The following is a 22,330-nucleotide window of genomic DNA, read 5'->3' on the forward strand; positions in this document are numbered from 1 at the left end:
ACCTGGCAACCGCCTGATCCTGAATCGAGGAGCTGATTTATGAAATTAATCACTGGGGTGACTTTATTGACAGCAACTCTGCTGGCAGGGTGTAGTACATCAAGTGGCAAACAGTTGTACAATCAATCAGTGTTGACTACACGGTCGCAAGCAGAAGTCAAATCACTAGAACACCATTTCCCATTGAACTCCCGTGAACCGTCACAATTTCCTGCTTATGTGGCTTTGCTGAAACAGCAAGCCCGGGAGCAGGGTATCAGTGAAACGACTTTGGTTCGGGCATTTGCCAATATCCATTTTATTTCGCGTGTCATTAAGGCTGATCGTAACCAGCCAGAAAAAAAAGTTACATTGGAAGATTATCTGAGCCGGGTCTTGCCCGTTTGGAGGATTGAGCAAGGTGTCAGGCAATATGAAGATAATCTCCCCCAGCTAGAAAGAATCAGTCGTCAATACGGTGTACCTAAAGCCTATATTGTTGCCTTGTGGGGATTGGAAAGTGGTTTTGGCAAAATTCAGGGAAAAGAAGATGTCATTTCGGCGTTATCCACGCTGGCGTTTGAAGGTCGCCGGGAAGTGTTTTTCGTTAAACAATTATTGGCAGCGCTAGAAATAATCGAGAATCAATATATTGATGAAGATCAGACCCTGAGTGGATCTTGGGCGGGGGCAATGGGGCAAAGCCAATTCATGCCAACCTCTTATTTAACATATGGTGCTGATGGCGATGGTGATGGAAAAATTGATATTTGGCACAATAAGGAAGATGTCTTTGCCTCGACGGCCAATTATCTGAGCAAGGAAGGGTGTCAACAAGGGTTACCGTGGGGATATGCTATTTCATTACCTGTTGGCTTTGACATAGCATTGGAAGGTATTAAATCCGAACAGGGGAAAACTATTGCTCAATGGCAGGCATTAGGGGTTTCATCCCCGCATTTTGCTAATCTGCCTGCAAATACCAAAGGTTGGATAGTGATCCCTGATGATCCAGTACAACGGGCATTTTGGGTAACGCAAAATTTCCGTACTATCATGCACTGGAATCGTTCTTACTATTTTGCCCTCAGTGTTGGTATGATGGCGGACGGTATTACGCAACGAACTCATTTCCTCACTCACTGAAAATCGGCTCTTGAAGCCATCAGTCAGATCTTGAAATAAGTGGATTGAAAACAAGATAAGGGAGAATATTATGTACCAGCATCGGGATTGGCAGGGCGTATTGCTGGATTTCCCTGCTAATAAAGTCGTTTGTGTCGGTAGTAATTACGACAGGCATATGAAAGAGATGGGATCCCAATCTACTGAAGAGCCGGTAATATTCATCAAACCTGAAACGGCGCTTTGCGATCTCTGCCAGCCGGTTTTCATCCCGCAGGAATTGGGTTCTGTGCACCATGAAATTGAGTTAGCCGTCTTGATTGGTTCGGCACTTAAGAATGCCAATGAGGAGCGAGTCGGTCAGGCAATTGCAGGTTTTGCGGTTGCACTGGATTTGACATTACGTGATTTGCAGCGTGAATTTAAACAATCAGGGCAACCGTGGGAAAAGAGTAAGGCATTTGACAGGTCGTGCCCGATATCGGGTTTTATTCCTGTCAATGCCTTTGGTGATCCACAAAATACCCAGCTTTCTTTGACAGTAAATGGCGAATTGCGCCAAAACGGCAATACGAGTGACATGCGAACACCTATCATCCCGTTGATTAGCTATATGTCGCGCTTTTTTACCCTGCGTCCGGGCGATATCATCTTGACGGGAACGCCAGAAGGTGTAGGGCCACTGCAATCTGGTGATATGCTAAACGTCTCTCTCAATGAGCACGTCTTGACAACCAGAGTGATTTAATCATGAGGAATGACAGAAATTATGTCTCAACCTTTCTGGCAGGTGAAAACCCTGGAACAAATGACAGACCAAGAGTGGGAAGCATTATGTGATGGCTGCGGCCAGTGCTGCCTGCATAAGTTGATGGATGAAGATACTGATGAAATTTATTTCACCAATGTTGCCTGCAATCAACTGAATATTAAAACCTGCCAGTGCAAGAATTACGAAGATCGTTTCAGATATGAGCCTGACTGTATCAAATTAACCCGTGAAAATATGGTTACCTTTGAATGGCTGCCGAAGACGTGTGCTTATCGTTTGATTGGCGAAGGAAAAACACTTCTGCCTTGGCATCCATTGGTCAGTGGTTCAAAATCAGCCATGCATGCGGAGCGTATTTCTGTTAGGCATATTGCCGTACGCGAAGCGGATGTGGTGGATTGGGAAGACCATATACTTAATAAACCATAATATTTTACTCATTGATATAAAAGGGATTTTATATCATATGGTTTTGGGTATACCCTCATTTCTGTTATCCTACCTATATTAGATATAATATTAATTACCTCGGCAACTTTAAAATCCAGTTTGGATCAGTTTCCGGAATGTGTTCTATTACTGGCAATATATTATTAATATATTGATCGATCGTAGTGATATGTGGATAGTCGGTGAGTATAAATGTTATGTTACCCTTGTAATCGCTTATTCTGATTTTTCTTATTTCTTTCATGTAGGTATCAAGTGATGGAGCTGATATCTCATTTCTGGTTTGATAAATCACTTTTTTGTCTCTGGTATTTTTCCCTGTTTTTATTTCTGGCTCAGTAGGTGTGGGAATGAAGGCTCTAGAATAGTTTCCAATCGTCAGCCTTGGCTCAGAAACATCTGTAAATCCCATAAGTCGTAGGTAGGGCCATATATAAGTGTAAGCATTGATTGGATCAGGAAATTTAGGGTACAACTAAAACGACTTTTACAATAACGCTCGTGTTGCTTTTTTAGAACTTGTATCCTGAGTTCTTTTTCTTTTCTTGAATTAAACATAGGATCATCCTCCTATTAGAAAAATCATTCATATACTTATTGACGTAGACCAAGGTGTCATCCATCAATGTCCTCTAGATAACAAGATAAAAACTCTAAACTATATCCAATCGGTTGATTTATAGGTAATTACTTTCAAAATTATTTTTATCATTGTATTTATGCTCAGGGTGTCTTAAGTCAGGAGCTGATGCCAAATACGAAGAAATTGACATGTGCATACAATACGAGTTTTGGAATTGCCATTAATATCGGATTTTTCTCTCGTTTTTCTGACTTTAAACAGTCAAGAAAAACTGATAACTTGTTTGTCCCATAGTCAATACAAGGAAAGAGAAATGGCAAGTTATTTGATTCGTGTGGAGCTTTATGGCACCGGTTCTGACGGCTATGAAAAATTGCATAAAAGGATGACAGCGAATCAATTTAGTCAATCTATTCGTTTCCCTAACGGGAAATGGCATCGCCTCCCTAGTGGGACTTATATTGGTAGTTCTTCGCTGGAATCTATTCAATTAGCGGAAAAAATCAAATCTATGGCTACGCCTTTCTCAAACAAAGACCCTGCAATATTTGTTTGTACTTACGGTAACTGGAGTGCATCACTTTATCCTGAAAAACAACACACTGAATCCGGCTATGGTGAGTGATTTTTGGCTAAATTACGATCAACGATAATCAACAACAGTCAGTAATATTCATCTAGCATCATGAGAATTATGTACATCGATATGTACATAAACTACAGTAAGAGCCAAGTTAGTTTTTAAGGAAATTAATATGGCTCTTACTGATTCATGGCTGCACTCCACTATTGGCATGCCTTAAGAAAAAATGTAGTGGTTCATAATCTCTTCCCACTGTTTTTTGTATTCTACAGGTGAAATACTCCCATTATAGCTATAGGGACGATAGTGATTGTAATTCAGCCAAGGAAAGTACCGTTGGCAATATGAAGGCGGGGGATACTTCTCCGCCTGTGAGCATCAGTAAAAAGGTTCATCAAAACTGGAGAACGTGTTTGAGTTAGTTGTTTATAGATTCAGTGAGTTGTATGTACGCGAGGTTAGGATGGCATGAAATGGCAGTCTGGGCATTAATAAAATATCTCTCTATGGCTGATAGAGGTTAGTATAAAAAGAGGACAATCATCCCCTTTAACCCCTTGATATTCCTAATTTCCGCATGGTGCAGGCTTAATCTACATATGTAGATACGGGGTTATTGTCTGATTCCTACAACAACCCAGCCAATTCCATACCAACCATAATAAATATTAGTATGGTATTTATGCTGCTTACCAAATATATATTAAGTACTGTTGGTACGATTCTAGTGTCAAACAGTCGAAGCCACTACCGTGCAGCTATGGAAGTTTGTTTGATAATGAGGGAGAGTAAACATGAACAACAGGTGGATGAGCTATATAACGTTTGTAGGGGTTTGGATTGTCGTAACGCTGACGATTGGTGTTATGTTGTCATAAAAATACAAGAAGAATCAGGGCAATGGATTGAAATTCAGTTCAAAAGATTACCCAGTATGCTAAACTGGGTAATCAAAACCATCTGGGGGTGGGCATAACCATTAGGTTATTGGGCAAGATCTCGCACAGTATAAACCAACGTGTTTTTGCCATTAACCAATGTAAGTTTCTTGCCTTTTAAACTGACTTTTGCTCCTTTAGTCAGCACGTTATTGAGCACTTGGTCCCATTGATTGAGTCTTTCATTGATACAGTACATCTGGGAGCGGGCCAAATTTTTTACTGTCAGAACGTTGTTCTTTAATGTGCCTGCTCCCATAAAATTGTTGCACATAGCGCCTGAAATAAACAGTTTTTCATTAAATGTAATGGAAAGCTTGCTGTCTTCTTTATTCGAAACATCCTCACTATTGACACTGACCAAGGCAAAATGATGGTTTTGTAGATCCCTGCTTGTGACATTCCCTGTGGCGCCCACTCCCGAAGATTGACATGCTGTGAGTAGCAGGGTGGCGACCACTAACGGAATCGCTTTTTTCATTTTATCTCCTGATGTTCGTTGAGATTATCCAATAATATTCGGACAAGCCTCTCCGGAAGTTAATTGCTGGATATTTTGTAACGTCGTTTCACTGATACTAGTTAGCGCTTCTTCTGTCAAAAAGGCCTGATGACCAGTGAACAGCACATTATGGCAGGAAGACAAACGACGGAAAATATCATCTTGAATAACATCGTTTGATTTATCTTCAAAGAATAAGTCACGCTCGTTTTCATAAACATCCATGCCCAATGCGCCAATTTTTTGTTGTTTCAGTGCATTAATGGCAGCAATGGAATCAATTAGAGCACCTCGGCTGGTATTGACGATCATCACCCCATCTTTCATTTTGTTGAATGCTGTTTCATCTAATAAATGATGGTTTTCTGATGTCATGGGACAGTGGAGGGAAATTACATCAGATTCAGCGTATAAAGTATCTAAATCCACATATTCCACGCCCATATCCAAGGCTTCAGGGTTTGGATAAGGATCATGCGCCAATAAACGCATGCCGAAACCGTTCAAAATTCGCAGAGTAGCAAGCCCTATTTTCCCTGTACCGATAATACCCGCAGTACGTTTATACATATTGAAACCGGTCAGGCCTTCAAGGGAGAAATTGGCGTCACGGGTACGCTGGTAGGCGCGGTGAATGCGCCGATTCAGACACAGCATTAATCCAACAGTGTGTTCAGCAACTGATTCAGGTGAATAAGCAGGTACTCGAACAATTTGAATGCCTAACTCTTTGGCTGCATCCAGATCAACATTGTTGAATCCGGCACAACGTAATGCCAAGATTTTGATGTTCATCTCGGCCAGTTCTTGTAGGACTTCACGTCCGCCATCATCATTGACAAAAATACAGACAGCATCTGCGCCAATGGCGTTTTTAGCAGTTTGTGGACTCAGGGAAAAATCAAAAAACTCGATATGATAGTCAAGGCCAAGTTTTTGGTTGAGCATTTCAAAATGTTTACGGTCATACTGTTTTGTACTGTAAACAACCAATTTCATAACAACATCTCCACCATACAGTCACTGTAGAATCATCCGAGCCATCCATTGAGTTCACTTTGCTGTAAGACTGCCTGCAATAATGACATCTACTGAAGGTTCTAAGCGTTATCTCTCGCTATACTCGAATAAATCGCCTGATAAGCTATTCATAGTCATAGCTTGTATAATAAATCGGCTTAGAGCCTGATATGGGACTATCATAACAGGAAGTTGCTCTTAGATTGAAAAAGAGATAAGGATTGATGACTAAGATATTAAAAGTGTTCGCAGTGATGGTGGTGTTGCTGGTGTTATTGGTATTGGCGAGTTGGTATACACTTTCACGTTGGCTACCATTGATTGCCAGCCATTGGTTACCACAGGGAGTCACTCTTTCTTTGAGCCAACCGAGATGGAAAACGAATGGATTATGGCTGGATAGCTTGTCATTGAAGGCAAAAGGGTGTGAGTGGATCAGAGTATCTGAGTTATCTGTGGAGTATTCACGTCGGGGAAATATCGAAGAGCGTTACTGGAATATTCATGCTGCTAATATTGACAGCCAAAGTCAGTGCTTAGCGCAACTGCCCGCTACGGAAAAACAGTCAGCACCATTATCTGTTCCAGAGATATTATCCTCTATTCCCTCGGTTAGCCTTACCGTTGATCACGTGGCTCTTATGCCGTGGCAGGAATTTGCTGGCAGACTTCAATTTAGTTCATCAACTCAGGGACAAAGATTCTCTTATCAAGGTGAGCAGTTAAAGCTAAATGCATATATTACAGATAGAAAAAACCTCATTATTCGCCAATTTTTTGTGAAATTCCCTGAACAGGAAATGAACCTGAACGGGAATATCGCATTACCCTTGGATGTTGAAACACTGCCAGAACAAGGCAAAATCACAGCATATTTATCTCTAAGCCAATATCCAGATCCGTTGCAGTTAGCATTGAAATGGCGGGGGCAGAGTGGACAACTCACCGTTATTGAAGAAAAGAAACAACAAATACTGGCGGAACTGCCTTGGTCATTCAATGCATCCCAATTCCAGATCACGGGTGGTAAATGGCAATGGTTGGCTAACTCCCAACCATTATCTGGCGGTGTAAACATCAGGCTTGAACAGTGGAAAAAAGGCCTGACCGGTATGTCTGTCAGTGGACGGGTAAATCTAGTAACTCAAAATGAGCAGGGTAAAGGCAATATTATTCTGTCAGTACAATCGACATCAATCAATATGACCAATGCTTATATTCCGTTTCAGTTAACCGGACAAATGAATAGTGACCAGATGATCATGACCATGTCATTGCCTGCTGTTATCACGGGGCCATTGGTTGAACCTAAAATTACCTTTCGTTCAGGGGCTTTGTTGCGGGCGTGGGGGAAGGTCAGCGAAACTTTTACCGTTAAAGAGGCTCGTTTACCTTTGGCGGGTACTTACCTGACACGTGATGGTTTTACTGGTCGCCTTCAAGCCATTGTGAAAGCACAAGATAGTTATTGGGGAAAATTTAAATTACATCTGGACGGATACGCAAAAGATTTTATGCCCGATCAGGGGAATTGGACGTGGCGTTATTGGGGTAATGGACACTTACCACCGCTACAAGCTAAATGGGATATTGCAGGCACAGGAAACTGGAACCAATCACAAATAACGGTGGATAGATTAAATACGGGGTTTGATCTCATTCAATATGGCCTTGTAAAGATGGAAACACCGCGTTTAAAGCTGACCAACCCATTAGTTTGGGAACGTGGCGCAGGTCGTCCAAAATTAATGGGGGAATTTCAATTATCCGCTCAGAGAACAGAATTTCGTTCTGGCGGTTTTCTGCCTCCCTTTGATTTTAAGGCTACACTCGCTGGACGGTCACCGGATAGTTTTATGCTGAATGGGAAATTGTATCCCAAAGGAATTGGCCCCATTCCATTTTATGGGCGTTGGGATGGTGAGCGATTAAGGGGGGAGGCCCGTTGGCCACGGCAGTCTTTATTAGCATTCCAATCTTTGATCCCTCCAGATCTGGGGATTACGGTGCGTGGTGGTAATATTTATGCTCAAGCCGCTTTTTCGGCAGCGAAGGGGCAGGGATTGCGCGCTGGTGGCCACTGGGTAGTGAAAGATGCAGGTATTTGGCTGAAAAATGGGGAAGTTGACGGTTTGGATTTTGTTTTACCATGGCGTTTGCAGGAACATACTTGGCAATTGGGGCTGACATCGCCTGTCCAGTTGCGTATCAAAGCAATCAAGGGGCTGTTTGATATGCAAAATGTGACAGCCGATCTGCTGGGTTTTTATCCACCGACTGACAAACAGCCATTGACGCTGGCCAATGTGAAGGTTGATATGCTGGATGGCAAATTGGAAATGAATAAATTACAGTTTCCACAGAAAGAAGCTGCTGTACTGCGCTTTAACAAGCTGAATTTGAGTAAATTGTTTGGCGTGTTAAAAGTTAAACAAATGGCGATGTCGGGAAAAATCAGCGGTGAATTACCTGTGTTATTAAATGATAAACTTTGGATTATTCAGCGGGGATGGGTATCCAACGAAGGCTATCTGACATTGAGGCTGGATAAAGACACGGTTGACTCCATAGGGAAAAATGATTTATCGGCAGGTATTGCAATGGATTGGCTGCGTTATTTAGAAATCAGTCGTTCAAAGGCATATGTGACTCTCGATAACTTGGGGATCTTGACATTAAATTCAGAGATCAGTGGCGTTAATCCTATGGTAGATAAAAAACGTGAGGTTAGGCTTAATTATCGTCATGAAGAGAACATTTTTCAATTATGGCGTAGTCTGCGTTTTGGCAGTAATCTGGAAGAATGGTTACAGAAAAATATATCTGTAATGAACGGGAGTGATAAATGATAACAAGAATTGGATTCAGGTTGCCAACAGCCAGGATAGGCGCGATGTTGGTCAGCATGATGTTACTCAATATGGCATTGACGGGTTGTATCAGACTGGAAATGGCAACGCCGGATAAGCCCATAAATATCAACATGAATGTGAAAATTGAGCATGAAATTCATATTAAAGTCGATCGACAAATTGAAGATATGCTCAAAAACAATTCTAACTTATTCTAAGGGCTAGAATATGAAAAAAGCAGGAGTGATGTTTCTGTTGAGTCTGTTATTCAGTTCTTTTTCTGTTGGCATGACGTTGAATGAAGCGAAACAACAAGGATTAGTGGGAGAAACATTCAGTGGCTATCTGGCCTCCGTAAAAAACACTCAAGGTGCTCAATCTGTGGTCAGAAAAATTAACGATGAGCGGGAAAAGAAATATGCTGAGATTGCGGCTCAAAACAATATGACGACGGATCAAGTGGCGAAAATCGCGGGTGAAAAATTGGTGAATCGTGCGGGATCAGGGGAGTATGTTCTTGGCATCAATGGTAATTGGGTGAAAAAATAAGCGCGCCATTTGGCGCACTTTAATCTTGATCAAGCGACGTCCGCTTCGAGTTGCGGTTGTCCCATTTTTTCTATGACATCATTTATCACATCACGCGCATCTTGATGTGTCTGGTTGGCGGATTCTGCACCCATTGCCAAACCTTCAGCAAACACAAACTCCACGTCGGTAATACCGATGAATCCGAGGAAAACACGCAAGTACGGTGTCATCAAATCTGTTGGGCTATTCTTATGGATGCCACCACGGCTAGCCAAAATAATGGCTCGTTTGCCTTTTAGCAAACCTTCGGGGCCATTTTCGGTGTAACGGAAAGTCACACCGGCACGGGCAATCAGATCAAAATAAGTCTTTAGTTGAGTAGGGATAGTGAAGTTATACATTGGCGCGGTGATTACAATAACATCATGTGTTTTTAATTCTGTAATCAGTTCATCTGACAGAACTAATGTTGATTGTTGGCGTTCTGTCAATTCCGCACCGCTTGGACGCAAGGCACTGACCAATTCTCCATCCAGCACTGGAACTGGATTTTCAGCTAAATCGCGTGTGGTAATGTTGCTTTCTGAGTGGTTAGTTAGCCATTTTTCGACAAAATAGTCGGCCATTTTATTACTTTGAGAATATTGCGCCAGAATGCTGGATTTCAGAACCAGTACTTTACTCATTCTTTATTTCCTTAGTTAATCATAAAAACTATAACACGATTAATCAATTCGAGATGCAGGATACTTTATACAAGAAATTGTTCAGGCAATAACTCAATATTTTGAGATAAGTATTCAAATTCACTGAATGATTGATAGTCACCATGTAAAATATAAATAATTTGCCACAAATTGGCTAATTGAAAGATATATATGCAGTACATGGAATTGCACAAGATATGTTACACTTCTAATATTTAAGTCATAAGAAACTATCCTCTGAGCCTGCAAAAACAGCGCTACCCAGTTAAGAACGTCACAAGGATTTATCACAGTGGAATCACCTTTGACAGCACCATTTGCTGAATTATTTGCTGAACTTGATCACACACCGTTGCGCGATCAGTTCCGTTTGAGAAAACGCCTGCATGGGGCGGCAAAAATTAAGAATCAAGCTTCCTTGCAGGCCGTAGCACAATCCATTTCTGTGGATATTGCGACTGCAAAACAGAAAATCATTAATCGTCAGGCCGCATGTCCTTCTATTAACTATCCTGAAAATCTACCTGTTAGTCAGAAGAAAGGTGATATCTACAAAGCGATTCGGGATAATCAGGTTGTTATCATTGCAGGGGAAACCGGTTCGGGTAAAACGACCCAGATCCCCAAAATATGCCTTGAATTGGGTAGGGGCATCAAGGGGTTGATCGGTCATACCCAACCCCGTCGTTTGGCGGCACGTACAGTTGCCAATCGCATTGCAGAAGAGTTGGAAACCCCACTTGGTTCGGCGGTCGGTTATAAAGTTCGTTTTAATGATCAGGTCAGTGAAAATACATTAATAAAATTAATGACTGATGGCATTTTGTTGGCAGAACTGCAGCAAGATCGTTTGCTACTGCAATATGATACGTTGATTATCGATGAAGCTCATGAACGCAGTCTGAATATCGATTTTATTCTCGGCTATCTGCGTCAGTTACTGCCAAAACGTCCTGATCTAAAAGTTATCATTACCTCCGCAACCATCGATCCTGAACGCTTTTCCCGTCATTTCAACAATGCGCCGATTATTGAAGTGTCTGGACGTACTTATCCGGTGGAAGTGCGTTATCGGCCCGTGGCTGGTGATGATAATGACAGTGATCGGGATCAGCTTGAAGCCATCATAGACGCAGTGGATGAATTGGGGCGTGAAAGCTCCGGCGACATACTGGTTTTCATGAGTGGTGAGCGAGAAATCCGTGATACGGCGGATGCCCTTAGTAAGCAAAACTTCCCACATACCGAAATTCTGCCGCTCTTTGCACGGCTGTCTAACAGCGAACAGAATCGGATATTCCAGTCTCATGTCGGTCGCCGTATTATTTTAGCAACCAACGTAGCGGAAACATCGCTGACTGTACCCGGTATCAAATATGTGATCGATACTGGTTTTGCGCGTATTAGCCGATATAGTTATCGAACTAAAGTGCAGCGTTTGCCGATAGAACCTATTTCTCAGGCATCTGCTAATCAGCGAAAAGGTCGCTGTGGTCGTGTTTCAGACGGGATTTGTATTCACCTCTATTCGGAAGATGATTATGTATCGCGTCCAGAATTTACTGATCCTGAAATTCTGCGTACCAATTTAGCTTCTGTTATTTTGCAGATGACGTCTATTGGCTTGGGCGATGTCAGCGCATTCCCATTTGTCGAAGCACCGGACAAACGCAATATTCAAGATGGTGTTCGCCTGTTGGAAGAGCTGGGAGCTATTGATCCAGATTCCCTGTCAGAAGAGAGTTACCGACTGACACCAATGGGACGACAATTGGCACAGTTACCTATCGATCCACGCTTGGCTCGCATGGTGCTGGAAGCCAGAGCACATGGTTGTGTCCGTGAAGTGATGGTGATTACTGCGGCATTGTCGATTCAAGATCCAAGAGAAAGGCCACTGGAAAAGCAACAGGCTTCTGATGAAAAACACCGTCGCTTTGTGGACAAGGATTCAGATTTCATCGCTTTCCTTAAATTGTGGGATTTTCTGGTGGAACAGCAAAAAGCGCTCTCCAGTTCTCAATTCCGCAAACTTTGCCGTCAAGATTATCTGAACTATCTTCGTGTTAGAGAATGGCAGGATGTTTATACTCAGCTTCGGCAGGTTGTAAAAGAAATTGGTATACCGATCAACAGTCAGGAAGCGGATTATCGCAGTATTCACATTGCTTTGCTGACAGGCCTGTTATCCCATATTGGGCAGAAAGACACGGATAAACAAGAGTATACAGGTGCGCGCAATGCCCGTTTTTCTGTTTTCCCTGGTTCCGGATTATTTAAAAAGCCGCCTAAATGGGGGATGGTTGCTGAATTAGTGGAAACCAGCCGGTTGTGGGGACGCATTGCTGCGCGTATTGAACCTGAATGGGTAGAACCGCTGGCTGCGCATTTAATTAAGCATCATTATAGTGAACCGCACTGGCAAAAATCTCAGGGAGCGGTAATGGCAACGGAAAAAGTCACCTTGTATGGTTTGCCGATTGTGGCAGGGCGTTTGGTGAATTACAGTCAGCTAGATCCAATGTTATGCCGCGAATTGTTTATCCGTCATGCACTAGTTGAAGGAGATTGGCAGACTCGTCACTCATTCTTCCGCGCTAACCTCAAATTGCGTGAAGAAGTTGAGGAACTGGAACATAAATCTCGTCGACGGGATATTCTGGTGGATGATGAAACCTTGTTCAGTTTCTATGATCAGCGAATTGGCAAAGACGTTGTTTCATCCCGCCATTTTGATCGCTGGTGGAAAACCGCAAGTAATGATCAGCCCGAATTGCTCAACTTTGAAAAAAGTATGCTGATCAAGGGAGATGCAAACAAAGTCAGTGCGTTGGATTATCCGAATTATTGGCATCAGGATAATTTGAAATTCCGCTTGAGCTATCAATTTGAGCCGGGAACCGATGCCGATGGTGTTACTGTACATATTCCGTTGCCGGTATTAAATCAGGTTAAAGACGAGGGGTTTGACTGGCAAATTCCGGGCATTCGTTATGAATTGGTTGTTGCGTTGATTAAATCATTGCCAAAACCAATACGCCGTAATTTTGTACCGGCACCTAACTATGCGCAGGCATTTCTGGAACGGGTCACACAACCACAGGCTACTTTACTGGATAGTCTTGAGAAAGAACTACGCCGTATGACTGGTGTGACGGTGTCACGTGATGACTGGCAGTTGGAACAAGTGCCTGATCATTTGAAGATCACATTCCGCATTATTGGTGAGAAAAGAGTCGGTGAGAAAGGGGCTGGAGAGAAAAATAATCCATTAGCGGAAGGCAAAGAATTGTCAGCGCTGAAACTGAAATTGAAAGGAAAAATTCAGGAAACGCTTTCGGCAGTTGCAGACGACGGCATTGAACAAAACGGGCTGCATATTTGGAGTTTTGGTGAATTGCCTGAACGTTACGAGCAAAAACGTGGCGGCTATTCCGTTAAAGCATTCCCGGCGCTGGTGGATGAGAAGGACAGTATCGGTATTAAACTGTTCGAAACTGAATCTGAGCAGCAAAATGCAATGTGGGAAGGGACGCGTCGTCTCTTATTGCTGAATATTCCATCACCGATTAAATATTTGCATGAGAAATTACCGAACAAATCCAAACTGGGTCTGTACTTCAACCCATATGGAAAAGTGTTGGATTTAATTGATGATTGCATCTCCTGCGGCGTGGATAGGTTGATTGCAGAAAATGGCGGGCCAGTATGGAATGAACAGGCGTTTTCAAGTTTGCAGGATAAAGTGCGTGCCGATTTGAATGATGCGGTGGTTGATATTGCCAAACAGGTGGAACAGATCTTGACAGCGGTCTTTAACATCAACAAACGTCTGAAAGGGCGGGTAGATATTGTTCTAGCACTTGCGTTATCGGATATTAAAGAACAAATCTCCGGTCTGGTCTTTAATGGATTCGTTACTTCTCATGGTTGGAAACGTCTGGCAGATGTTCTGCGCTATTTGAATGGTATTGAGCGTCGGTTGGAAAGATTGGCGGTTGATTCTAACAAAGATAGGGTACATATGAGCCGAATTGAGCATATTCAGCGCCAGTGGCAACAATGGCAAGCAAAACTGTCCCTTCAGCAGAAGCAGTTGTCGGAAGTGAAAGAAGTTCGTTGGATGATCGAAGAACTTCGGGTTAGCCTGTTTGCCCAGCAATTGGGTACTGCGTATCCAATATCAGATAAGCGTATTTTTCAGGTAATGGAAAATATAGCATCGTGATCTTGCTGTTTATGGGCTGTAGTAGCTTTATTATAGTCCATAAACTTGTTTTTGGATTAGAAAATGCGGTTGATATTTTTATAGTTACAACATACTTTGTAATTTTAACCTTGCAGTTTAAACCAACCAACCAATTAATTAGATAGTCCTCCATAGCAATATAGTTGTTATGGAGGAAGGCTGTTTTTATTGATAAGTTAACGTAATTGTCGCTGTTGCATCTGCCTTGCCAGGGATAATTCGCGCATCAGTCTGGATATAATGGGCGCTCAATGGAATTGTAATATATCCCCCTGACTGGGTGGAACCAGATACAACCGGGGTGCGCATTGATACGAGGCGGTTTCGATGTAGGATCTGCAAACCGACACCTTTTGCTGTGACATTGTCACTACTGTAATCCAACGCCCAAATATTGTTGGAGTAGCTTTTGGCAGGGCGTCCATCCAACAAGACTTGGACATGAAGATTTGCATCACAATCTAATTTCAGATCGAAACCTTTGGCTCCAGCAGTACTGTTAATACCCCTAAATTCACTTGTTTTAATATCCCCCATATTAACAAAAGTCGTGTTTTGTTTAAGAGAACACCCTTGAGTAACGATGTGAGTATTTTCTAAATAGAAAGTATTAACAGGAGCATCATGACCTAATCTGGCTTTTGTTAATACCTGTCTATGCGTGTCTCCTGAACCTGTAGTAGGCGCAATTTTGATTAATTGCACGGTTAAATAACCCCATGTTTTTCCACAATAGAGCAGACCGTTTTGATGAGAGTATTTTGGTGGATTACAGTAGTAAGGATGTGCCACTGTTCTGGGCAACCAGTTAATGCCATAATCCGGTCCCCATGTATTGATACGTATTCCCACGCCAGGTACTCCGGATTCATAAATTGCGTCATAATTGTAGTGCGCTTTTACAAAATCAGGCTTATCCCACGAAGCCTGAGTTGGCCGATCACAAAAAGCGATATAGCTTTGCTCATCCACTTGATCTAGACGAATTTCCCTGATGGTTGTTCCGATGGGATAATCTCTGGGAATGACGATAGTGCCAAAAGAGACAGGTGTCATTTTGCCAGTCATATAATATTGACACTGACTGTTTGCCTGACTGGCAAAACTGCTCATCATACCGGCAATAAATAAACTCGCCATTAATAGTTTTAAGCTGCTAGCCATAAATAACTTCCATAATATGTAAAATATCAAATAAATACCCTATATTGTTACTCACAGGATGCACTCAGCATGTACAGACCAGATTCTGGTGTTTTCTCTGGAAGTTGATAATTAACATGACATTCTTGAACATCTTTATGACCCCATTTCACCCATATCCGGCCTGACTGAGGAACACCGCTGAGATAAGCCTGACCATCATTACCGACAATCGTGCTATTGGATTCATCTATCTCATTTTTTTGCTCCAATGTCGCAATTGCGCCAAAGGGGATTTCTTTATCTTTGTGGGAAAATGTCAGTAAAACTCGGTGGCCAATGCGAGTCTGGAAATTGGCTAAGGTCAATGAACCTCGGGTTGGGATGATGGTTTGCGTGTTAATATCAATATCAACGTTGTTACCCATCGAATTTGTATCCAGAGCAATGCGGTTTTTTCGATAACTACTGACATAAGGTATGATGGCATGGCCTTTCCAGTTAGTCTCTATACCTGAATGGTTCTGCACCTTAACACCCTGAGCACCATTGGCACGTACTAAAACCAAAGTATCTCCCAAAGATTGGGAAAGGGTAACGCCATAAGGATGGGCGACGATACCACCATTTAAACCATAAGTCAGTTGCCTGGAATTTTTATCGTAATTGTAACCTGCGTTGACTTGGCTATATGCTCCTTTGTATTCCGCACCGATATTTCCACCAATGCCTTTGTTATGGCTAGTATAATTCTGCTGAATGTTATAAATCAGATTGTTATCTTCAAAAGCAGTACCATTTAAACTGAGCTGGTGAGATGCATCACTATGTTTACTGTTAGTCATGTTATAGCTGACCCAGCTATTCTTCAGCCAACGATCAAAGGGAATTTGAACGCTGAACGAGACAATCTGCTCATTATGATTTGAGCCAGGGAAAGCGCTGTGAGAATAATTCAGGCTATAATTGATTGAATTGTAACTCGTGTTATAACCAGCACTGACATTCCTTTCGTAACCTTTTTGATGCCAATAATCCTGTTGAAAGGCCGATAAATAGATGGATCCCCAATCGCCAAGAGGCTGGTTAATATGTAGCTGCAATTTACTGCGTTTATTGGTGCTATTGTGGGTGCTCCCATCGTTCGCAGGATCTATCTCATTCGCTTCTTTAAAATCGTAAAAATTTTGGGTCGAGTAACGATAACCCGCTAGAGTGAGGTTAGTGCCGGTTTGGGAAAGATCTTTAGCATATTGGAAACGATAGGATTGACCATAATAGCTGGCATTGGACATTAAATTGGTTTTTGCATAAGTTGCATCAAAGGAAAGGGAGCCCCAATCAGAGAGGCTATAGCCTGTACCCAACGCGATGGACTGATAATCTTTTGCGATCGTAGTTCCGCCATACGCAGTGATATGGTTGGAAATGCCATAAATCACCGTTCCCTGCATAAAATAGGGTTCTTTGCCACGGTGAGTAGATTGGTATTTTCCTAAAGTCAGGGAGTGTCGCAGGCCATTTTCCCGTAGCATGATAGGCGCAGTGGAAAAAGTTTGTACTGTTCGATATTCTTTCCCATCGGCTTCCTTGACGATGACCTCGAGATCTCCGGTAGAAGTCGTTGGATAGAGATCGTTGATAACAAAAGGCCCAGGGGAAACGTAAGATTCATAGATAATGTAACCATTTTGTTTGATGGTTACTTGAGCATTGCTTTGTGCAATTCCTCTAATTGTCGGTGCAAATCCTTTTAGGCTATCGGGTAACATATTGTCATCGGAAGCCAATTGTATGCCACGAAACTGAAAGCTATCAAAAATAGGTGAGGGAGTATAACTGTCACCTAATGTTAATTGGCTTTTAAGCGCATGAATATCTCGCTGAAGGTAGGTATTGAGATTTTGCCATTTTCCATCTTGACTGCTATAAGTGGAATAATTCCGCAAACGCCATGCTTCCCAGTTGGCGCCCGTTCTGAGATTGAGAAAATGATTTTTTGTTGAGCTAGGTTGATTATCTTGCCAACTCATGGAACCACTGTAGCTATAATTGACCCACAGAGAAGTTAACCCCTGATCCCATAAATGAGGTGGTACATAGTCTCTGGCCTGATTATTAAACGCAGCCTGGGGAACACTGATATCCAGTCGCTGGTGTTTGAAATCAAAAGAAGACGATGCAGATGGGATATACTGACCAAGATCAGCAATTTCCATTTCTTGCGGTAAATCGCGCAATGTGGGAAATGATTCAATATTCACTCCCATTTCCCGGAGTTTCTGTATTTTAAGTTTGGGCGATAGCTTATTGTTTATGATAATAAAATCGATATTTCCGGTATCCATCTTCTCCCGATTAAGATAGGTGTCTACCCAATAACGGCCAGGAGGCTGTTGATCATCTTGAGTAAAGACTGATAGATCAATATCTTCTGGAAAGCCTGAATGGTTCTCCAACGCATTGATGTTGAAATATTCTTCAGCATAAGCTTTATTGTTATAAACCCAAAGACATGTAGTTAACAACGCGCAGAGAAACACCTTACTATATAGGCAGCGCAAGCTTAGCCTGATAAATAACGCCCAATTATCAGAAATTTTTTGTTGAAGATAATGACGGTAGTTATCCATGATAATTTTCTAATTTTGATATACCCTCCATTTTACAAGTTGTATCTTGGAATCTATTGGGCATATATAGAGTGTATAAATTTTTGATTAGAACGCGCGCTTTTCTTCTGACGTTATGCCGCCAAAATCATTAATAGTTTTCCAAGTGACTTGGTTGATGTTTTTAATAGGAACATCCCAGCTCGCTTGATCAAAAGGCGGAATCATACCTGCGGATTTAATTTCATAATTTTTTACGCCATTGCCAGTAGCTAACTCAGAAAAAGAGATATAGCAAGGAGTTGGATTTTCCGCGATCAGCTTGTGTCCATCGATTTTGAACTTCAAGGCCTTATAAGCAATGCTGGCGTTATCCACTAAATTTGCGGGACGATAGAATAACTTAAACCGAGATTTTACTGTGATTTGCAATTGATTTTGTTCTGATTTGGCTGTAGCAGGAATAGATTTGATATTGAGCCAGAACAATGATTCTCTGTCATTTGGTAAATTATTTCCGGTCTTAACAATCCGTAAAATATTCTCATTCCCAGCTGTTAATTTAAAGAGTGGGGGAGTGATAATAAAAGAAGCTTTAGCTTCATCATTTTCACCTTGAACCCATGATTGAATGAGATAAGAAATATCAGTCTCTGGATTGTTAATGGAAATCGACGTTTCTTTTTGGTCACTGATATAAACAACACGAGTGCCGCCAATCACGACACCGGCAAAAGAGGTATTGGTGCTAAAAATGTAAATAAGAATAAAAATAAAAATGCGAAAATATTTCAAAGTGGTTACTCCAAGCAATATTATTCTTATGTTTATAAATCAATGAATAAATATATTCAGTGGGCTATTGTCATTTGTCATTCCTGATAATTTATATCAGCAATATATTATTTGGGCCTCCCTGCCATAAATTCCGTTAGTTATAGATGATAGTGAAATTAGCTACTGCATCACCCGCACCTGGAGTCACAGCTTCAGCTGTTGCAATGTATTTGGCAATGAAATTCAGCGTATTACTTTTTTGGGCTATCAGGTCCCGAGTTCGTGAGTTTTCAATCATATTAATTAATGTGTTACCGTCATCTTCATAAAGGGCGATCGCAACACCGCTGGCAGCACTTTCTTTCCCACCCTTGCTTAATGCTAAAAGGTGTCTATTGGTTGTATCCGTTTGACCATCAAATTTGACTTGTGCACGTCCGATACTTGTTGGGCACTCGGACAATTTAATACTAAAACGAGTAGGAGCAGAAACCGTATTAACTCCATTGAATGAACTTGAGCTAATAGTTCCCATATTTACGGTTTGATTAGCTGAATTTGAATCGATTTTACAAGTAGTGGCAGTAATTTTCCCCGTAAATTTGATTTTCCCATCAGCCGCGTACGCAGCGGACATAAATACAGATGATACAAATAAGGATGAAATAATTAGTTTGGTTTTCATTTTTTAATACATCCTACCTCTGACGAACTTAGACGACAGAGAGATAGATTATTGAGTTAATGTCAAAGCTGTACATTAATACAGCAAGTGAATTGTCTAGATTTAGATCTGAAAAATAACAAAGAAACAAAGAAACAACAGTTCGTGTTTTCTTACCAACCGATAAGGTAAAGAATATAGTAGCGAGTAATTGGCTAAGTTTAAAATAATAACTCGACTAATCTGGTTATTCGGAGTTTTTTATCTGTTAAGTCAACATTGATAGCATTGTTATTCATAACATAGAACGTTTTTTGATCGTCAATGAACTTTTATTCTGTTCTATAATATTAATTATTAATTGATGATATTCTGTAAAAATAGATGTGATGTAAAACACATGCAAGTTTGTGAATTGTTTTTTTTGCTAAATTTTTAACTAAATATTATATATTTGTGATCAATATTTTCTCTTTTGATTTTTATTTTAAATATTCAGTTTATGTCAGATTTTATATCCGCCAATAAATCAAATTTAAAAACATTACATCTGTTTTAAGTTAACTTATTATATAATAATATCTGGACTATAAGTTATATAGCACTAATAAATTTAATCCATTTTGAAAATAGAATACAACAGTAACATAATTTATATTTATATATTGGTTGCATTATGACCTGCCTCTCCTTATTTAGTTACAACATACTTTATAAATTCAAAACAAAATCACATGAAACCACAAAGAAAAAATCAGAATCCAACAATATGCCAACACAAAAAACTCAACATGGAAATTCCAAAATCGTGATTTATTTCGAAAGATTAAGGAGTACGTATGATATGTCGTACAAATAGCAGTGTAAAAATCCACTTTTAATGGAAAGGTCAGTAAAATACTCCAACCTATTTTAGATGATTTTACAGCAGATCTTGAACAAAAAATAAGAGGGGAAAAAAATTCCCCTCTTAAAAAGTCTACTTAGAATTGGAATGATTTGTACTAAAGCTATTTTTTATATCGAAACAATCTGATGACATGAGCCATGTGTTAGTACATTAACAGCCACGTAGAAGGAATTGTTATCAGAAACAGAACCACAATAGCCGATTTTTCCATTAGACTTAGTGAAGCTCTTTCCTTATTTTGTCTGCGTGCATACAGGAAAACCAGTAATCCAGGTGCGTATAGCACAACTGAAAGTAGTAAGTTCATTAAACCAGATGCATAAATTAGCCATAATCCATAAATACAAGCACCTACAGCAATAAATAATAAAGCACGGCTGCTGCGTTGAAACGCAACTTTCACTAAAAATGCGCCCACGAGAAAGTAGGGGACAAGGATCATCTCCGAAGCAATAGAAAGTAATGTATTGTAATTACTGCCACTTAACCAGATTAAAATCAAAGATAGCTGGACTGCACAGTTCGTGATCCAAAGTGATGACTCAGGCGATTTCTTACTATTTTGTTTATTGAATACTTTAGGGAAGGAGCCGTGTAAAGAAGCAATAAACGGCACTTCTGCTGCCATGATTGTCCAACTCAGATAAGCGCCGCAAACAGAAATGATTAAACCGGCAATAATCACAATTTCGCCAGTAGAGCCGATTAACTCTACCATTAAGTTTGCCATAGAAGGGTTTCGCATGGCTGCTAATTCAGGTCTTGTAACTAACCCCAATGAGAGCAGGGTGACAAGTACATAAATGCCTAATGCAGAAATGACAGCCAGCACGGTTGCGATACCAATATCTTTACGTTTTCTGGCCCGGGCTGAAACAACAACAGCACCTTCAACACCAATGAAAACCCACAAAGTAATTAGCATCGTATCTTTAACTTGCTGCCAGACAGGAACTCCCATTTCAACACCAGTGAAATCAAAAGAGAAAACATCCATTTTGAAAGCGATAATAGCCAAGACAATAAACATGCCCAATGGTAATAGTTTTGCCATCGTAGCCAGTTGGTTAACTCCCGCAGCAGTCTGTACACCCCGGAGTACCAGCCAATGAACAAACCAAAGTAAAATGGATTCACCTATCAACGATTGCCACGTATTTCCATCACCGAAAATCACTGAGTGTTCAGTATCAGTGAAAAAACTTAATGCTGCAAAGACGATGACCAAATAAGACACATTGGCAATAATGGCACAGAACCAATATCCCCACGCAGAGCAGAACCCAACTAATTCACCAAAACCTTCTCTGGCATAAGTAAAAATACCGCTGTCCAAATCAGGACGAAGGCGTGAAAGCAAAAGCAAGGAAGTGGCTAAAAAGATAATACCTATGCCTGTTATTCCCCAACCAATCATTAATGCAGCAGGGCTACCTACCTGCCCCATGTTTTGTGGCAAGCTGAATACCCCGGCTCCAACCATGGAACTGAGTACCAGTGCTGTCAGAGACGTGAGGCCTAATTTCTTTTCCAAAGATACATTCCTAAAAATAATATAATCGACACGACACGATTAGCCAGAACACTTGTCCTGAATATCGAACACATATTGGACATTTATTGCATCCATGCTAAGGATTGCAGAAAAGATTCAGTAGATAAATCTAAAAAAACAGGGCGATTCTACGGAGTGAAGGGATTGTATGCAATGGGTGACTATGCAAAAAAATATAAATTTTATTCATAAACTTTTTTAGGGGAGTCAGAAAACGAATTACAGATAATTTTTCTAATACATACTATCATCTTAATAAACATGGAAATGAACATAAGATAAACACTTTTGATAATACGCATTGTATATTTTACAGTAACAAAACAAATAACAAACAATTATGTAAATATTGCAGTCAAGAAGAACGGTAAAATAGGG

General features: G+C 40.9%; 17 protein-coding genes. 8 read left to right on the forward strand and 9 right to left on the reverse strand.

Translation table 11 applies throughout. The features are described 5' to 3' along the window. Window positions 1-39 precede the first annotated feature (39 nt). The 3 genes from H8A87_RS00705 (at window position 40) to H8A87_RS00715 (ending at window position 2,305) form a co-directional block, all read left to right on the forward strand. Window positions 40-1,125 carry a lytic murein transglycosylase gene (locus tag H8A87_RS00705; RefSeq protein ID WP_198688118.1) on the forward strand — a complete coding sequence of 362 codons (1,086 nt, stop codon included), beginning with the start codon at window positions 40-42 and terminating at the stop codon, window positions 1,123-1,125. A 70-nt stretch (window positions 1,126-1,195) separates the two neighbouring features. Further along, window positions 1,196-1,852: a fumarylacetoacetate hydrolase family protein gene (locus tag H8A87_RS00710; RefSeq protein WP_198688119.1), complete on the forward strand. Its 657-nt coding sequence runs from the start codon at window positions 1,196-1,198 to the stop codon at window positions 1,850-1,852. 18 nt (window positions 1,853-1,870) lie between these two features. Further along, entirely contained in the window at window positions 1,871-2,305 is a 435-nt protein-coding gene (locus H8A87_RS00715; protein WP_198688180.1) for a YcgN family cysteine cluster protein, read from the forward strand. Between the two features lie 94 nt (window positions 2,306-2,399). Here H8A87_RS00715 and H8A87_RS00720 read toward each other — a convergent pair whose 3' ends face one another. After that, entirely contained in the window at window positions 2,400-2,738 is a 339-nt protein-coding gene (locus tag H8A87_RS00720) for a hypothetical protein (protein ID WP_198688120.1), read from the reverse strand. A gap of 484 nt (window positions 2,739-3,222) precedes the next feature. Here H8A87_RS00720 and ghoS point away from each other — a divergent pair, with 484 nt between their 5' ends. Further along, entirely contained in the window at window positions 3,223-3,534 is a 312-nt protein-coding gene (ghoS, locus tag H8A87_RS00725; protein WP_198688121.1) for a type V toxin-antitoxin system endoribonuclease antitoxin GhoS, read from the forward strand. A 942-nt stretch (window positions 3,535-4,476) separates the two neighbouring features. Here ghoS and H8A87_RS00730 read toward each other — a convergent pair. Together H8A87_RS00730 and H8A87_RS00735 are read right to left on the reverse strand one after the other, a co-directional pair. Beyond that, window positions 4,477-4,911 carry an META domain-containing protein gene (locus tag H8A87_RS00730; protein WP_198688122.1) on the reverse strand — a complete coding sequence of 145 codons (435 nt, stop codon included), beginning with the start codon at window positions 4,909-4,911 and terminating at the stop codon, window positions 4,477-4,479. A gap of 24 nt (window positions 4,912-4,935) precedes the next feature. Further along, window positions 4,936-5,931, reverse strand: coding sequence for a 2-hydroxyacid dehydrogenase (locus H8A87_RS00735; RefSeq protein WP_198688123.1), 996 nt, complete (start codon window positions 5,929-5,931; stop codon window positions 4,936-4,938). A gap of 245 nt (window positions 5,932-6,176) precedes the next feature. Between H8A87_RS00735 and H8A87_RS00740 the strand changes: the two genes are divergently transcribed. The 3 genes from H8A87_RS00740 to H8A87_RS00750 are packed head-to-tail and all read left to right on the forward strand — an operon-like array spanning window position 6,177 to window position 9,353. After that, complete coding sequence (locus tag H8A87_RS00740; RefSeq protein WP_198688124.1) at window positions 6,177-8,801, forward strand: YdbH family protein; 2,625 nt, start codon at window positions 6,177-6,179, stop codon at window positions 8,799-8,801. A gap of 44 nt (window positions 8,802-8,845) precedes the next feature. Continuing rightward, window positions 8,846-9,022 (forward strand): YnbE family lipoprotein, encoded by a 177-nt coding sequence (locus H8A87_RS00745; protein ID WP_232369997.1) that lies wholly within the window; start codon window positions 8,846-8,848, stop codon window positions 9,020-9,022. Window positions 9,023-9,032: 10 nt separating this feature from the next. Beyond that, window positions 9,033-9,353 carry a YdbL family protein gene (locus H8A87_RS00750; protein WP_198688126.1) on the forward strand — a complete coding sequence of 107 codons (321 nt, stop codon included), beginning with the start codon at window positions 9,033-9,035 and terminating at the stop codon, window positions 9,351-9,353. Window positions 9,354-9,382: 29 nt separating this feature from the next. Here H8A87_RS00750 and H8A87_RS00755 read toward each other — a convergent pair whose 3' ends face one another. After that, the gene (locus H8A87_RS00755; protein ID WP_198688127.1) at window positions 9,383-10,021 is read right to left on the reverse strand and encodes an FMN-dependent NADH-azoreductase; all 639 of its coding nucleotides are present in this window, start codon (window positions 10,019-10,021) and stop codon (window positions 9,383-9,385) included. A gap of 313 nt (window positions 10,022-10,334) precedes the next feature. On the opposite strand from H8A87_RS00755, the gene hrpA reads away from it, so the two are divergent. Beyond that, complete coding sequence (gene hrpA / locus H8A87_RS00760) at window positions 10,335-14,270, forward strand: ATP-dependent RNA helicase HrpA (protein ID WP_198688128.1); 3,936 nt, start codon at window positions 10,335-10,337, stop codon at window positions 14,268-14,270. A gap of 186 nt (window positions 14,271-14,456) precedes the next feature. On the opposite strand, the gene H8A87_RS00765 is transcribed toward hrpA, so the two are convergent. The 5 genes from H8A87_RS00765 to H8A87_RS00785 all read right to left on the reverse strand — a co-directional run bounded on the left by H8A87_RS00765 (window position 14,457) and on the right by H8A87_RS00785 (window position 21,931). Next, a complete protein-coding gene (locus tag H8A87_RS00765) occupies window positions 14,457-15,455 on the reverse strand; it encodes a fimbrial protein (RefSeq protein WP_198688129.1) in 999 nt (332 codons plus the stop codon). Window positions 15,456-15,502: 47 nt separating this feature from the next. Next, on the reverse strand, window positions 15,503-17,962 hold the full coding sequence (locus H8A87_RS00770) for a fimbria/pilus outer membrane usher protein (protein WP_232369987.1): 2,460 nt from the start codon (window positions 17,960-17,962) through the stop codon (window positions 15,503-15,505). Between the two features lie 192 nt (window positions 17,963-18,154). Then, window positions 18,155-18,841, reverse strand: a complete 687-nt coding sequence (locus H8A87_RS00775; protein WP_198688131.1) for a fimbrial biogenesis chaperone — start codon at window positions 18,839-18,841, stop codon at window positions 18,155-18,157. Between the two features lie 136 nt (window positions 18,842-18,977). Next, a complete protein-coding gene (locus H8A87_RS00780) occupies window positions 18,978-19,508 on the reverse strand; it encodes a fimbrial protein (RefSeq protein WP_198688132.1) in 531 nt (176 codons plus the stop codon). 1,031 nt (window positions 19,509-20,539) lie between these two features. Beyond that, complete coding sequence (locus tag H8A87_RS00785; RefSeq protein WP_198688133.1) at window positions 20,540-21,931, reverse strand: basic amino acid/polyamine antiporter; 1,392 nt, start codon at window positions 21,929-21,931, stop codon at window positions 20,540-20,542. Between the last annotated feature and the right edge of the window lie 399 nt (window positions 21,932-22,330).

This window comes from Xenorhabdus lircayensis (assembly GCF_016306625.1).
Taxonomy (GTDB): Bacteria; Pseudomonadota; Gammaproteobacteria; order Enterobacterales; family Enterobacteriaceae; genus Xenorhabdus; species Xenorhabdus lircayensis.